Source organism: Pseudoalteromonas sp. NJ631 (assembly GCF_000276645.1).
Lineage (GTDB): Bacteria > Pseudomonadota > Gammaproteobacteria > Enterobacterales > Alteromonadaceae > Pseudoalteromonas > Pseudoalteromonas piscicida.
On sequence record NZ_AKXJ01000006.1, the window covers coordinates 119,932 to 134,281 of the forward strand.

A 14,350-nucleotide genomic window follows, 5' to 3' on the forward strand; every position below is an offset into this window, starting at 1 on the left:
CTAATAAAACAAATGAACTAAATACTCAGATTCGCAGCTGTCTAATCGCTTTGATTAGATCTTTATCGCTGATTCGAGCTGATTTTAATTCGCCGATTAACTTTTTAGCACCTAGGGTATTTCCTTGGAGCATATAGAGCTGGCTCAAACGTAACCGTGCCCAGTTTTTATCTGGACCATCGGTACTGATCTCAAGTGTTAAATACGTTTGTAATGCTGCGATCCCCTCGTCTACATTAACCTCTGAAAACACCGCCGTTCGACCAATTTGGTAAAGCCCCGCAGCATAATGCTTTGTTTCCTTTATTACTATTAAAGTTCTAAAAAACGCAAATGCACCATCGTAATGTTTGATATTCTGCAGCGCAATTCCAGCTTTAAACAACACTGCTTCATCAATAGTTTTGCGTTCAAGCAAGGTGTTAGTATAGGTTATCAACGCTTCATCATTGCCAGTCTGCAAATAAAAGTCGATCCATAGTTTTATTGCGGCATGGGAAGATAAGGCTTCTATCGCCCTTACCTGTCGCACCGCTTTGGCCTCAGAGCCACCAGCAATGCTTGGTGCTGAAAGGTAGAAATAGAACAACCCTTGCTGCGCTTTGATATGCGTTGCGTCTTTGTCTATTGCCGCTAAAAACGCATCTTCAGTGTTGTTGGCATAACTCAGTTTTGAAAATATAGAAGCATGCTTTATCTGCTTTGCATTGATCTTGGCGTACCAATAATACTCATCCGCACTGTTGGGCTCGAGACGCAGTGCTTTTTCAAGGTACTCTTCAGCTTCATCAAATTGATTCGACGCCAACTTAACTCTGCCAAGATAATAGAACGACTCATTTGGATGCGTTTCTTGCAGTGCCAGAAAAGCTTGCTCAGCATCCACTATCGCCTGTTGCTCAAATAGTATTTTGGCATGCTCCAATGCATCGGTAATGTTCGGCATCGCAAACACTTTTGGCGCTACCACTAGTATCATCATTAAGCAAAGTACTTTATTCATCCGAGACATTATTTGCGCCCCCTTGCTTGGCGGTGATTAAGCTGTTTTTTGTAAAACAGGATGCCCAAGGTGCCAACCACAGCGGGTAACAACCATGGCACTAGCTGCCAAGCCCCAGGCAATAGCTGCGCTAACCAATGACGTCCACCCACCGCAAAAAATGCCGTATATACCGCAATTCCAGCGCCTAAAATGGTACTCATATGCTCCAGCACCCACTCTCGTGGTTTGAGTGTTGGCTTAAATATGTAGAACAACATAGTAGCGACAGTAGAGAGCACAATAAGTGAAAATATTAGATAGAGCGTACTGCCAAATGTAAGCGCAGTGTACAACACTCGCCCACCTGTTGCCGCTAAGAGCCCAATTAGCAATAAATGAGACCCGCATTTTAATCGCTCACGGTGCTGTTTAGCCGCTAAAACCAAGCTCGAATGACGAATATTTGCCAACACTAATACTGAAAGCATCAGTAAAAATTCACTTAATTGACGTTGCTTTAATTCCAGCTGTTGCCCTAGCGCCTGATCAATGTGTTGAGAGGGATAACGGATTGCCAATGGGTCGTAGATCACAATTAGACACATGACAATGCCACTGACGGAAACCAACCACATACACCAAGTAAATATTTTTCCCCATAGTCTATGCTGTGGGCTGCCTTTTACGGTCACAACTGGAACCCAAAATACAATTAGCGCAATAGCACCAATAATTATGTGCAAATACAAAGCAAACTGATGAACAAGAAGCATAACAATCTCTCTTTTATGATTTCGACCTTTAGCCTAGCGCTACCACATCAGGAGTACCTGTCCCAAACGTCATGATGTAAAACCATGACTTTTGGCCTATGGGCACAGCTTCATTACTTTGTCATACTCAATGAGATAAATAACCTGAACGCGGGATAACTACTTGTTCTCTAGCAGCTGTTACCCCTTACTACTGCATTAAATTTGCTTGCAATAGGCCAGGAGGACATTGGCGTTGATATTCGGAAAATTAATCGCAAATCGAGATATGAGAGACCTACTGGCGCTGATGACTTGGGTTGCCCTTTTCGCTATTTCAGTTTACATAACGAATCAACAGCCTGAAGCGCCAGAAATATCTCTCTTTAGCAGCTTCTTCTGTTTTTATGCGCTTGGCTATCTCATTGGCACCTGTGAGCAATGTGAACACAAATTACGATGGCTTGCGCTAGTCCTTATGCTATTTTCAGCTTTTGCCTGTGGCTGGATCCTGCAATTTGGATACCTATCCATTCTTACCATTATCTGGGTTGCCGTTGTTGCTTATCTGCTCCCCATTCGCGTATCTGCTTGCTCCACCCTCATCATCGTATTGGCCTGGTTTACAATGCAGAGTGTAAAACAACAACACCTGCTTTGGATTGAGGGATTACTGTATGGCCTGTTTCACCTATTCGCCTTGCTATTAGCCACCACCCATCAACGAGAACAGCAAGCCAGGGTCGAGATCCAAAATCAACATGCTCAGTTGCAATCCACGCAACACTTACTTTCTGAGCTATCGAAGCATTCTGAGCGCACCCGTATCGCGCGGGACTTACACGACCTGCTAGGCCATCACCTCACGGCACTCAGTATTAAATTGCAAATAGCGCAAAGAATGACTGCCGAGACACCAGCCCAACAGCAAATCCAAGAATGTCAAAGCGTAGCTAAGTTACTTCTGAATGATGTGCGAGATGCCGTGGATATGCTCAGACAGCACAGAGATATTGATTTTCATCAATCGCTTACCTTACTACTCCAACATACTCCTGAGCTAAAAGTGCATGCAACCATTCCACAACATATTGCTGTTGACGATAGCCATATAGCACAAGTGCTGCTGCGCTGTGTTCAAGAAGCAATAACCAACAGCCTAAGGCATAGTCATGCGAAGCAATTTTGGATTGTCATGACGCAAGATGAAGAAAAGCTTTTCGTCGATATGCATGATGATGGCTATATCAGTGAACAATGGCAAAAAGGGAATGGTTTAACGGGGATGTCTGAACGCGTATTTGAGTGTGGTGGCCACTTGCATCTCTATGAGCACAATCGTGCCCTACACTATAAAATTGAACTCTCGTTAACTCCACAGTAAGGACGATATTGATGAAAGTAGTCGTGGTTGACGACCAGAAACTCGTAAGAGAAGGCATTGTCACTTTATTACAATTTAACGAAGAAGTTGAAGTGATTGCCCAGTACGACAATGGCCAGACGTTGCTTGATGGGCTATCAGAGGTTGCACCTGATATTATTCTACTGGATCTATCCATGCCAGTTATGAACGGTATCGCTACCTTGAAACAGCTAAATAGTCGAGGTATAACGATCCCAGTATTAGTGCTAACAACCTTTGATGACCCCAAACTCGTTCTGGACAGCTTAAGTAATGGAGCCAAAGGCTTTGTACTCAAAGATATCGCTCTAGATTCGTTGGTGAATGCAATGAAAACCATCATCAATGGTGAAACCTACTTTCAACCGGCGATTACAGAAACCCTATTAAAGTATGCACCAAAACTCGACAATGATTTTTCTGAGTTCAAAGCCACAGAGACGCTTAGCGCACGAGAAATAGAGGTATTGAGACTGGTTGCAAATGGTTATTCCAACAAGGAAATAGCCGAAGCCTTACACAAGTCAGAAGGCACAATCAAAAATCATGTCTCCAATTTACTTTCTAAACTGGGTGTGAGGGATAGAACCCGTGCGGTGCTATTAGCAATCGAGATGGGAATATTACAGTAGCTTAAACAAAGTGCACCAATTTACTCCTGAGCAGATTGGTGCATCATCACGGCGCTTAGCAATAGTAAGCTTCAACCGTTCCTTTTGATTTAATTAGCAAAGGCTGACCTCGGCGATCTAGCGCTTTTGGCGCAGCGACTTTGATCCAGCCTTCACTAATGCAATACTCTTCAACATCGGTACGTTCTTTTCCATTAAAACGAATGCCAATGTGGTGCTCTAGTATTTCTTTAGCATAATGTGGGCTGCGAGGGTTGATTGAAAGTCTATCTGGTAGTGCTGGTTTTTCAGTTGAATCTGTCATCGTTTGTCTTCAATTATTTAAGCATGCTGTATTGTAGGTAATCACACCAATCTGCTCAATAGTCACATGCCTAAATTTTGAGAAATCTATGCTAGGCGTTAATGTCCACAATTATACGACCTCTCACCTTGCCATTAAGCAAATCCGCAGCTGTAGATATAGCTTCGGCTAAGGGGATTTCATGAGCGATGACGCCAAGTTTATTTAAATCAAGATCACTCGCTAACCGTCGCCATGCTTCAAGCCTTAACGCTTTGGGGCTCATCACACTATCAATTCCGGCCAACGTCACCCCTCGTAAAATAAAAGGTGCTACAGTGGCAGGGAAATCCATACCACCTGCTAAGCCACACGCAGTAACGACACCACCATATTTAGTGCCAGCACATGCATTTGCTAAAACATGTGAACCAACCACGTCAACGACTCCAGCCCAACGCTCTTTTGCAAGCGGCTTACCCACTCCTTTTAACTCGCTGCGATGAATCACATTTTGTGCGCCAAGCTGCTTGAGAAATTGAGATTCTTGCTCAACTCTGCCACTTAGCGCTGTAACGCTAAATCCAAGCTTTGACAGAATAGCAATCGCCACGCTACCCACACCACCCGCTGCACCGGTCACCAATATTTCACCTTGCTCGGGCGTTACGCCATGCCGTTCAAGTGCCATAATACACAACATCGCGGTATAGCCTGCGGTGCCGATAGCCATTGCGTCTTTTGGCTCGAAGTTGGCTGGCACAGGGACGAGCCATTCGCCGTTAACTCGTGCTTTTTGTGCCAGACCGCCCCAGTGTTTTTCTCCAACTCCCCAACCATTGAGTATTACCAATTGCCCTCGCTCATAGTCAGAGTGATTCGAAGCCGATACTTTACCGACAAAATCAATACCAGGGATCATGGGAAAGCTTCTCACCACAGGTGACTTTCCTGTGATCGCTAGCGCGTCTTTGTAATTGAGTGTCGAGTATAATACCTCAATATCAACATCTCCCGGCATTAACTCCTGTTCGCTAACCTCATCGAGTGTCGCAGTATAATTGCCATCTTTCTTATCGATTATTATTGCTTTAAACATATCTCCCCCCATTAATTAGACCGACCGTCTATTAAATTATAAAAAGAGTGTGGTTTAACCCACTTAACTGCAAAATGGTTAACCAGACACTTGTATTGAACGAATAAAAAACTCAGAGAATAGCTTTAGTGGCACTGCACTTTGTTCAAGTTTAGCTCTCATTACCGCGCCTTCCCAACCATTCCAAAACGTGTAGGCTAGCTCGTCGCAGTTTGTTTCTCTGGCAATATGTCCAAGCAGCTTTGCTTGTTCAAAACACTCAGCGACCAGCGCTTGCCACTCATTAAGCACATCGTCTAATTTATCTCTGAACGACTCTGGTAACTGCGCAACTTCTTGGCTTAGATTACCAACTAAGCAACCTCGCGAATAGCTGCACTTTCTCATCGACACCTCAGCTTGATCCATAAACAACGCAAGTCGCGCTAACGGATCAAGATATTCGACCGATAATGCTTTCACTAACTTTGCTTTTAAAAAAGAGGAATAGTTTTCAATCAGCACTAAACCATACGCTTCTTTACTTGAAAAGTAGTGGTAAAACGACCCTTTTGGTACATTCACCGAGCGTAAAATGGCATCAATACCGGTCGCAGCAAACCCTTTTTCTGTGAGAATTTCCATTCCAGTTCGGATCAATGCAGCCTTGGTTTCACTAAAACCTGTTTGCTCTTTTTTTGGTCGGCCTCTACGCCGCTTTACAGTATGCTCACTCATAGTGATAAATATTAGACCGGTCGTCTACAAATGTAAATAGCGCTCACCTTCTCTTACTACCTTTTGATTTACTGCAGCCAACTGCTCTGTGTTTTCTACATTTTTCATCAATATATGCTTCCTATAAATAAAATACCCATCCCCCCTTGCACTCTCCACTTTTCTCGATAAGATAAACAATGAATTTAACACAAGGAAACAAGTATGAAACTTAAATTAAACAAAAAGGCAATTAAGTCCCTTTCAAAAGATTTACAAGACCTACCAATGGCGCAAACCCCAAATATTGCAGGTGCTGGCAATCCACCTTTATACCCAGAAAGCAAGTTCGATCAAGGCTGTCCTTGGTTTACACACTTTCAGGTGCGAACTTGTCCAAATCCGTATTAATGCGCCATTGTGGGTAAGTATTCTTACCCACTAAACTTGTTATAACACCTTTACCATAAAATACTTACAGCCATCTTTAGGGTAATGCTCTTGGATCCATTGAGTCTCGTAGCCATGCTTTTCATAAAACGGCATTGCTTGAAAATGTAAGGTATCAAGTAAGCATTTCACGCACCCTCTTTGTTTGGCTGCCGCTTCTAGGCTTTCTAGTATCTGTGAGCCGATATTTTGACCTCTAAGTGTCTCAGAAACCCACAAAGTATCGAGCAACAACCAGTTACCAAAAGTACGCGCGGCTGCACCTGCAACAACCTCTCCAGACTCATCCTTTACTTCAACCGCCAATGGAAGGCGCTCTGTGACCTCCCAATTCGCCCAGTTAAACTCGCTAATTTTACTACTTAAAAAATCGACAAATTGTTGCTCAGGATTTTCTACTACGGATATTTTCACAGCTACGCTCCGGTTGGCTTAGTTGAACTACGGTAATTGTTTTTAACTATGGTATTTTGCCATTTCATAATAAAAAAAGTATCAAACAAGAATCAAACATAACGCACGATAACAATAGCGAGAAGGCCAGTTGTTACTTTCAACCCGGGTTATTGAGTAAACTCTTTTTCTGTTGCATTTACCAGCTGTTGAAATGCGCGAGTACTGCCAAGGAGCTCTCGCTTTACCTTATTCCACTGTGCATTGTGATGACCAAACCTTAATTGCCATTCGCGCTTTTCATCCACACTTAAAGGATGTAGCTTTGCGCCCAAGGCCATGAGCTCGCGCTCACAGTGCTTTTGCAGTTGCTCTATCTGCGCAATATGAGTATAAAATGTTTGCTTACCCGCTTCCTCGATTTCCCCTTTTAAGCGCAGCGGCAAACCATCTAACCAATGCTGATTTGCGACGGTCACCCAAGCATCGGGGACACTTTCAAGTAAAGCTATCTGCCCTACCTCGTTTTTTAGCAGATCAGGACCTGCAAACAAGCCAACAACGCTAGGGTCAATAACCTCTATATGTTTTGTTCTTGCCATTTTGGCCACTTGTGCCCAAGGCACATCAATAACATTTGCCGACGTCATACTGTAAAAATAACTCAAAACCCTAGAAGCTGGTACTCTTAGCACCACTCCTTTAAGTTTTTCAGGCAAATTAATCAAGCGGTTGAACTGTTTTGTGCTTGTTAGGGTGCGACCTCCAACGAGATGATGCATTAAGATATTAAGTTTCCCTTGTTCACTAATAGGCTTAATAACAAGTGACTGCCACTGTGGCGAACAAATTAGATTGAGAAACGCGCGATTTGAGCTCGCCCAAAATGGGATATTAAGGATATCGAGTACAGGTAACGCCCGAGACAGATTTGCCACAGAGATAAGTGCGGCCTCCACATGTCCACGAGTCACTGCTGCCATTAACTCGCGGCCACTTCCAAGCGCGCCGCTATAGTGAACATCAACATAGATTTTACCGCGAGTCATAGACTCAACATTCTCCTTAAGCACTTGATGCATGTGCGGGATAAAGTCACTTTGATCCGCAGGGTAAGGGGAAGCTAATCTTAAAATATGGAGGGCAGCACTGCGCTTAGCCATTTCTTGTTCTCGTTCATCTTCTGAGAATAAATTTAGTGCAAGTACTTGGCTAACCGGAAATGAAGCACTCAAACATGCCGCTAGTGAAGCTTCAAGAAATTGACGTCTACTCTTGGACATGAGAGTACAACCTAAATTCCATACCTCAATTAAAGATAGCTGAGTCGATCACTATTTCAATAAGCTTGGATGTACACCCAAATCAAAAACACAAAAAGCTCACTTGTATTTAACAAAATTTATACTAGTCTATCTTGGATTCACCACAAGGAGTGTAGTGCTAGTTTATTCATCAAAAGCGATAGCTTTACTATCATTACTTTTGTCTCGCTAGGTGTTTTCTTAAAACAAAGCAAATTTAACGCAGTAATCACGTTCATATCGATTAATAAAAGGAGATTAACGATGAACAGAAGAAATGCACTAATCTGTGTTGCCTTGGGATTTTGTGCCCACTTATCCGCCAAGACACCTCAACCAACCCTTTCGATCAACACTAACCTTGATTATGACGGCCTCATTACAACACCGAATGGAAAGGCTTATTTTGGTCAGCAATGGTTTGAAAATGCCAGTGAAGTCACTTTATACCCAAAAAATGGCAACAGCGCGCTTTGGACATTAACATTAACCTATTCTGATGGCAGACCGGCCGTTGGTAAAACCATTACTATAAATTCAACTTATAACACGCTCACCACATCAAGTTGGCGAGATAAAAATACCATGGCAAACCGTTTTCCGAGTGGTTCAAGAGCAACGGTAATTCAAAGAATAGACCAAGGGCTGTTCCGATTACGTGCTCCTTACGAAGCTTCAAGTCTAGTGACCGATGCTAATGGCCAAGTGAAAGTTACCGTAAATAACTTCCATAGCTGCGGTAATGAACAACAGCCAGGCTCTGATAAGTTAACAGCCTCAACTGGTAACTTGCAGGCTCAGCTAATCGTAAAATGCGCAGTAACAGGCTTAGTCAACATTCCAGACCGCGCAAGTGAGGGGCTTACTACAGCAGGTTTAGTTGGCCGCCACTTACACCCAGACTTGCTAAGTGCTTTACAAAATTTAGGACAAGCTTGGAAAAACGTACAAAACAAACCTGTCGGGATGCCAAATTATCTCACAATAACGGGAGCAACCATGCGCTGGGGTGGAATAAATCCTCCTCATTTTACGCACAAGTTTGGTGGTACAGTAGATATTCGTCCGATAGGAACATCATCAGGCCCGGTTAGCGTTGGTGACGCACACTACCATCGCCAAGCCACACAGACTATAGTTGACGCTTTGGTACAATTAGGCGCAACTAAAATTATCTTTGCCGATAATTTGAAAGGCGTTACAGATGTTAAATCAAATCATAAGAATCACCTACATGTCAGCTTCTTAACTGAACCTTTAGAACCTTGGCTTGCTCCTAATGATAACGAGCTTGATAGCGAAGGTGAAGCTTGGCATGACTACAGCAATATCTACGATACTAGCTATTTCGTGCCTCAAGTTAAATCGTTACAGGTTACCGACTTTCATTTTGAATTAGGAAAATAATGACGAATATCGCTTGGCTAATTTATCTCGCTATCTTTAGCATTTCGGCAAGCTTTGATTTATTAAGCTGCGAGCTCGCTATGTCTAGCGATAAAGTAGCCTTAGCACCCTCTACTGAGCGGCCAGAGTGCCGCTTTGAACAATCAGACAATAATGAGTTAAAGCCAACATCGTTGCCGCACACGCGTTTTATTCCACCAAACTATCCAGATGCTGCAATACCTCTCAATTTCGATAGGGTTCAGTCAGCCTGTAAACTTAAGAGTGACACCATCCATTGCCAGTTTGCTGACCGACAAGGCGCTTTGCCTTTAGCTACTAAATATCAACGAGGTCGGTTAACCTATGATCAGTGGCGCGTAGACAACCACTATTTTATTGGATGGACCTCGCACGACCCAGAAAGACCTGCCGGATTTATGGTACTTTCCACCACCAAACCCGCCTATTGGTTACCTGTGGAAGATGCTTGTAAAGCAAGACTCAGCACACGAGTCGTGACGCTTAATAGCAAAGAGAATCTCTGTTTGAATCACCAGGGTACTTGGCAACGCAGTAACACACAGTCACTACCTGCGCCTTGCGAAAACCCATACTCTGTCGCTACCGATAAAAATGGGGTGTGGGCTTTGCAGCTAAACAATGAAAATCAAAGCTGGAATATTTGCCACTTTGATCACGCATTACAACTGGTGAGAGCATATCAATATCAACTTGATATACCGCAATCGCTAGCGCCATACAAGCTTGTACCTACGTCTTTTTCTCAGGTTACCGCCTTATTCGGCGAATATGACAATGCGCCAGCATACGCATTTGATATTAGCGCTGTTGAGCCTATGTTTCTATCAGCCTTCCCAAGCTCAATACGTCGCATACAAATCCCACTTACACGAGCTAAATATCAATTAAGTGAATGACTCAATAAAATACGTGGTGAGACTTCTTTAGCTTTAATTAGGAAATATGAACAAGCCCAAATTAAACAAATTATATTCATTTAATTTACACATGTAAATCAATGTGAAATGATGCCAAACTTCTTTGTTCATATTTTAATTAAAGGACTTATACTATGAAAAATAAACATATCTTGCCGGTCGCGGCTTTATTACTCTCACCGTTAGTACAAGCAAATAACTCGGGTTACTATATTACTGATGTCGATGTATATAAGTATGGTGAACGTGCAACTATGGTTCCTGAGCAAAACCCAATCCCAATGTTAATTCCTGATCACGTTTTAGTTGGTATTGGTGCTCGAGCTGGAAACACAACGGTAACTACCGTCACCTTGTGGTATCGTCAAATATTAGGCAATGGTGAATTTAGTCAGATTTACAGCAAAAACTACGGCAGCAAACCAAGTCACGAGCTTGAATGTCAGTACGTAAATACATCCGACAATATCGCAATTACAGGTATGGAGTGGCGTATCAATGGTTCAGATGATATTGCAGCGCTGCGGGTGAGTTACCGAAAATTTGATAGTCAAGGAAATCTAGGCTCTGAGATATTCTACGGTACGGGAGTTAAATCAACGAACCAATCAAAAACTTGCTATGACCCTGGAAGTGGCGGTATTGAAGTTTCATATTTCCCACCAGCATCAGGTAATAGTTCAGTTGTTACAGGTGTTGGTCTTGTTAATCACAATGAAAACATGGATTCAATGTGGCTATATCGCGGAAACTATGTAAACAGATAATAAAGTGTATTCTTTTCTGATTGAATAAGAACTTTACGCCACGAGCAAATTAATCATCATAAAGCGTTCGTGGCTTATGCTAACACAATGTTTGAACTAAAATTAAAACAACTAAAATACACATCAATTCTAAATATTTTACGTTCGATAACCCTTCATCCAAAACAAAAAATTCCATTTTCACATTCTCTGCACTTTTGCCTGCCAATTTTAAAACTCGAATCACAATAAGGTTTGGAATAACGATGAACAACGCGAACTTTCTACGTGCAATGGCACTTGTTACCGCGGTGGCAAGTTTACCAATAGCAGCACAAAATAAGCCTCTACCACCTCCGCCTCCAGGCCAGCCACAACCAAACTCGGCACTGGATGATGAACTCACACAAATAATGCGTGCTCGCGGTATTACTGGCAGAGTCGCAGGTGCGCAGCAACTACCGAGGATCTCTGATCCCATTGCTCAGCTCGGAATGCAGTTATTTTTTAGCAAAGCCCTTGGAGGAGAAAAATCAGTCGCCTGTGCGAGCTGTCACGATCCAAGGCTCGGTGGTGCCGATGGCCTTTCGTTGCCAATAGGTACAAACGCAGTAGAAAGTGATGTGGTAGGCCCAGGTCGTCAAGCAGTCAACGATGACATCAATATTCCACGTAACTCTCCCACCATTTTTAATACCGGATTTGCCAACAACGCTTTATTTTGGGACGGCCGTGTTCAACGTGTGACTATCACTGACGACCAAGGCAATGAAAGCAGTTTTATCAGTACGCCTGATTCAGGCTTTAACCAACCAGATGTAAACGCGGCAGATTCACTAGTTGCAACCCTGTCTCGCTTTCCTGTCACCTCTCGTGAAGAAATGCGTGGAGAGGCTTTCGAAAGTGCCGAAACCAATGAACAAGTTCGCTCACACTTAGCCCAGCGTATTGGCGATTACGGTGAAGAGGCAGGAGGCTTGGCCACTAATGATTGGCTTCAAGCCTTTAGAGAAGCATTCAACTCGCAAGCTGACGCGCAAACCTTAATTACCTTTGATAGTATCGCCTTTGCGCTCGGCCAGTATCAAGCGTCATTTGTGATGGTGGATACCGATTGGCATCGCTATGCCCGTGGTGACCGTGGCGCACTTAACGATCAACAAAAACGTGGTGCTAAACTCTTTTTTACTCCAGTAGCTGAAGGCGGTGCAGGATGTGTTGGGTGCCACAGTGGTGAACGTTTCACTAACGATGGTTTCTTTAACCTCGCCTTTCCACAATATGGTATTGGTACACAAGATAATCAGACCGATATCGGACGCGCAGCAATTGACCCCTCGCCTCGCAATCAATTTGCGTTTAGAGTCCCGAGCTTAATAAATGTTGCCCTGACTGCGCCATACGGTCACGCAGGAGCCTACGAGTCGTTAGAACAAGTGGTCAATCATTACTCAAACCCTGAGCAAACCGTCGAGCAATTTTTTCAACGTGGTGGTGCTTGTGGATTAAAGCAGTTTTCCTTAACCGCTCAGTGTGACACACTAAACCTACAAGCGAGAGAAAATAGTGAAGCGGCGTTAACGTTACTGCGCCAATCACCCTTTGTTGCCGCCAATTTAGCGCCACAACAAAAGCAGGATCTCGTTGCGTTTTTACATGCCTTGACAGACAAGTGTGCAAAAGACCAACAGTGCGTAAGAAGATGGGTGCCAAACCGTCGCACACCAGACCCTGATCATTTACGCTTGCATGCACAACGTTAACCGGTGGAATCACAACAACCATGAAAATGACCATTCGCGTCAAACTATTGCTGATAATTTTGATAGCCAACACCACATTGGTGCTGGCTATCTATATCGCCAATAAATTAGCGTTTGAAAAGAGCTTTACGGCCTATCTTGAAAATACCTCTCGGGCACAGCTCAAAAATGTGGTAACGCAAGTTGCTGAGACTTACGCACGTCATGGTTCTTTGGACTGGGTGTATCGAGGCTCAGAGGATTGGGACAGCATAGTACGTAGCTTCTATGGTCTTTCTGAGGATGAGCGCCCACGAGACAGGCAACATTCTCGTCCACCACCAAGGCATCGTGAAAGAGGCGACGGAGGGCCACGAAGACGTGACGGCCCCCCACCGCGTTTTGACAATAAAAAACGCCTGCTGATCAAAGACGCACAAGGCAATATTATTATGGGCACACCGAAAAGTAAGCAGACTTCGCTGTGGTTCCCAGTCTATCAAAGCGACCATTTGGCGCAGCCTAAACGCGAACAGATTATCGCCTACTTAGGTGTCGAGCAAAGTGGCTTGATACGCAATGACTTCGACCAATTGTTTGCAGAGCAACAACGTAAACAGTTCATGATCATTGCGCTTGTCGCCCTGTTGGTTACTATAGTGATTGCCGTGCCTTTTAGTAAATATATGATCAACCCAATCGTGTTGTTGCGCCGCAATGCAAAAACACTGACACAAGGAAATTACGATGCTCGCGTCGATATCGCGAGTAAAGACGAACTCGGTTTGCTTGCCAGAGATATGAACCGTTTGGCAGACACATTAGCGCAGAACCAAATAGCTAGGCAGCAATGGATAGCGGATATTTCGCACGAGCTACGCACGCCGATTGCCGTGATCCGCGCGGAACTTGAGGGAATGATTGATGGCATTATCGCAAGCGATCCTGAACAACTTATGTCCCTTAATGAAGAGATCCAACGATTGACTCGGCTGGTGGACGATTTACATCAACTATCGCTGTCAGACCGCGGTGCACTTACTTACAACATGGATAAAGAAAACCTTTACGATCTGCTCTCACGCACTTTTGCGAAAAGTAGTCACCAAATTGAAAAGCACCATCTTGCTTATTCCTTGCAATGCGACGAGCATATTACCTTAGAATGTGACGAACAGCGCCTTGGGCAGTTATTCGACAACTTGTTGCAAAACACCTTGCGTTACACAGACTCCTCAGCTGAACAACCGGGAAATCTCGATGTAAAAGTCATACAACGACAAGATAAAACGATAATTTACTGGCAGGACAGCGCACCTTCAGTACCACAAGAACAGCTAAACAAGCTATTTGATAGGCTCTATCGAGTAGAGGAAGCGCGGAGTAGAAAAACGGGTGGTTCAGGCCTTGGTTTAGCCATATGCCAAAGTATAGTTGCTGCCCACAACGGAAAAATCACTGCAAACTTGAGCGAACTGGGTGGTCTCGCTATTATTATTGAACTGAAAAGATAAT

The 14,350-nt window shown here is 43.7% G+C and carries 15 protein-coding genes; 8 read left to right on the plus strand and 7 right to left on the minus strand.

All coding sequences use genetic code 11. The features are described from left to right. Positions 1 to 25 precede the first annotated feature (25 nt). Positions 26 to 1,012, minus strand: coding sequence for a tetratricopeptide repeat protein (locus tag A587_RS0112280; RefSeq protein ID WP_017217846.1), 987 nt, complete (start codon positions 1,010 to 1,012; stop codon positions 26 to 28). Further along, on the minus strand, positions 1,012 to 1,758 hold the full coding sequence (locus A587_RS0112285) for a hypothetical protein (protein WP_017217847.1): 747 nt from the start codon (positions 1,756 to 1,758) through the stop codon (positions 1,012 to 1,014). Before A587_RS0112285 ends, A587_RS0112280 begins: the two co-directional genes overlap by 1 nt. 229 nt (positions 1,759 to 1,987) lie before the next feature. On the opposite strand from A587_RS0112285, the gene A587_RS0112290 reads away from it, so the two are divergent. Together A587_RS0112290 and A587_RS0112295 are read left to right on the plus strand one after the other, a co-directional pair. Continuing rightward, positions 1,988 to 3,121, plus strand: a complete 1,134-nt coding sequence (locus A587_RS0112290; protein ID WP_017217848.1) for a sensor histidine kinase — start codon at positions 1,988 to 1,990, stop codon at positions 3,119 to 3,121. Between the two features lie 11 nt (positions 3,122 to 3,132). Further along, positions 3,133 to 3,774: a response regulator gene (locus tag A587_RS0112295; RefSeq protein ID WP_017217849.1), complete on the plus strand. Its 642-nt coding sequence runs from the start codon at positions 3,133 to 3,135 to the stop codon at positions 3,772 to 3,774. Between the two features lie 55 nt (positions 3,775 to 3,829). Here A587_RS0112295 and A587_RS0112300 read toward each other — a convergent pair whose 3' ends face one another. The 3 genes from A587_RS0112300 to acuR form a co-directional block, all read right to left on the minus strand. Further along, positions 3,830 to 4,078, minus strand: coding sequence for a DUF3297 family protein (locus A587_RS0112300; RefSeq protein WP_017217850.1), 249 nt, complete (start codon positions 4,076 to 4,078; stop codon positions 3,830 to 3,832). Positions 4,079 to 4,169: 91 nt separating this feature from the next. Then, positions 4,170 to 5,156, minus strand: a complete 987-nt coding sequence (gene acuI, locus A587_RS0112305) for an acrylyl-CoA reductase (NADPH) (RefSeq protein ID WP_017217851.1) — start codon at positions 5,154 to 5,156, stop codon at positions 4,170 to 4,172. Between the two features lie 78 nt (positions 5,157 to 5,234). Then, complete coding sequence (acuR, locus tag A587_RS0112310) at positions 5,235 to 5,873, minus strand: acrylate utilization transcriptional regulator AcuR (protein ID WP_017217852.1); 639 nt, start codon at positions 5,871 to 5,873, stop codon at positions 5,235 to 5,237. 204 nt (positions 5,874 to 6,077) lie between these two features. Between acuR and A587_RS0112320 the strand changes: the two genes are divergently transcribed. Next, positions 6,078 to 6,263: a hypothetical protein gene (locus A587_RS0112320; protein WP_010607259.1), complete on the plus strand. Its 186-nt coding sequence runs from the start codon at positions 6,078 to 6,080 to the stop codon at positions 6,261 to 6,263. Between the two features lie 39 nt (positions 6,264 to 6,302). Here the strand turns inward: A587_RS0112320 and A587_RS0112325 are convergent, their stop codons facing one another. Both A587_RS0112325 and A587_RS0112330 read right to left on the minus strand, forming a co-directional pair. After that, positions 6,303 to 6,716 carry a GNAT family N-acetyltransferase gene (locus tag A587_RS0112325; protein ID WP_017217853.1) on the minus strand — a complete coding sequence of 138 codons (414 nt, stop codon included), beginning with the start codon at positions 6,714 to 6,716 and terminating at the stop codon, positions 6,303 to 6,305. A 149-nt stretch (positions 6,717 to 6,865) separates the two neighbouring features. Beyond that, positions 6,866 to 7,978, minus strand: coding sequence for a TRAP transporter substrate-binding protein (locus A587_RS0112330; protein WP_017217854.1), 1,113 nt, complete (start codon positions 7,976 to 7,978; stop codon positions 6,866 to 6,868). A 285-nt stretch (positions 7,979 to 8,263) separates the two neighbouring features. Here A587_RS0112330 and A587_RS0112335 point away from each other — a divergent pair, with 285 nt between their 5' ends. From A587_RS0112335 to A587_RS0112355, 5 genes are all read left to right on the plus strand, one after another. After that, entirely contained in the window at positions 8,264 to 9,406 is a 1,143-nt protein-coding gene (locus tag A587_RS0112335; RefSeq protein ID WP_017217855.1) for a hypothetical protein, read from the plus strand. Beyond that, positions 9,406 to 10,326, plus strand: coding sequence for a hypothetical protein (locus tag A587_RS0112340; protein WP_017217856.1), 921 nt, complete (start codon positions 9,406 to 9,408; stop codon positions 10,324 to 10,326). The genes A587_RS0112335 and A587_RS0112340 overlap by 1 nt, the downstream gene beginning before the upstream one ends. 155 nt (positions 10,327 to 10,481) lie before the next feature. Further along, positions 10,482 to 11,114, plus strand: a complete 633-nt coding sequence (locus tag A587_RS0112345) for a hypothetical protein (protein WP_017217857.1) — start codon at positions 10,482 to 10,484, stop codon at positions 11,112 to 11,114. A 245-nt stretch (positions 11,115 to 11,359) separates the two neighbouring features. Then, a complete protein-coding gene (locus tag A587_RS0112350) occupies positions 11,360 to 12,856 on the plus strand; it encodes a cytochrome-c peroxidase (RefSeq protein ID WP_017217858.1) in 1,497 nt (498 codons plus the stop codon). A 20-nt stretch (positions 12,857 to 12,876) separates the two neighbouring features. Continuing rightward, positions 12,877 to 14,349, plus strand: a complete 1,473-nt coding sequence (locus A587_RS0112355) for an ATP-binding protein (protein ID WP_017217859.1) — start codon at positions 12,877 to 12,879, stop codon at positions 14,347 to 14,349. Position 14,350: the final 1 nt, after the last annotated feature.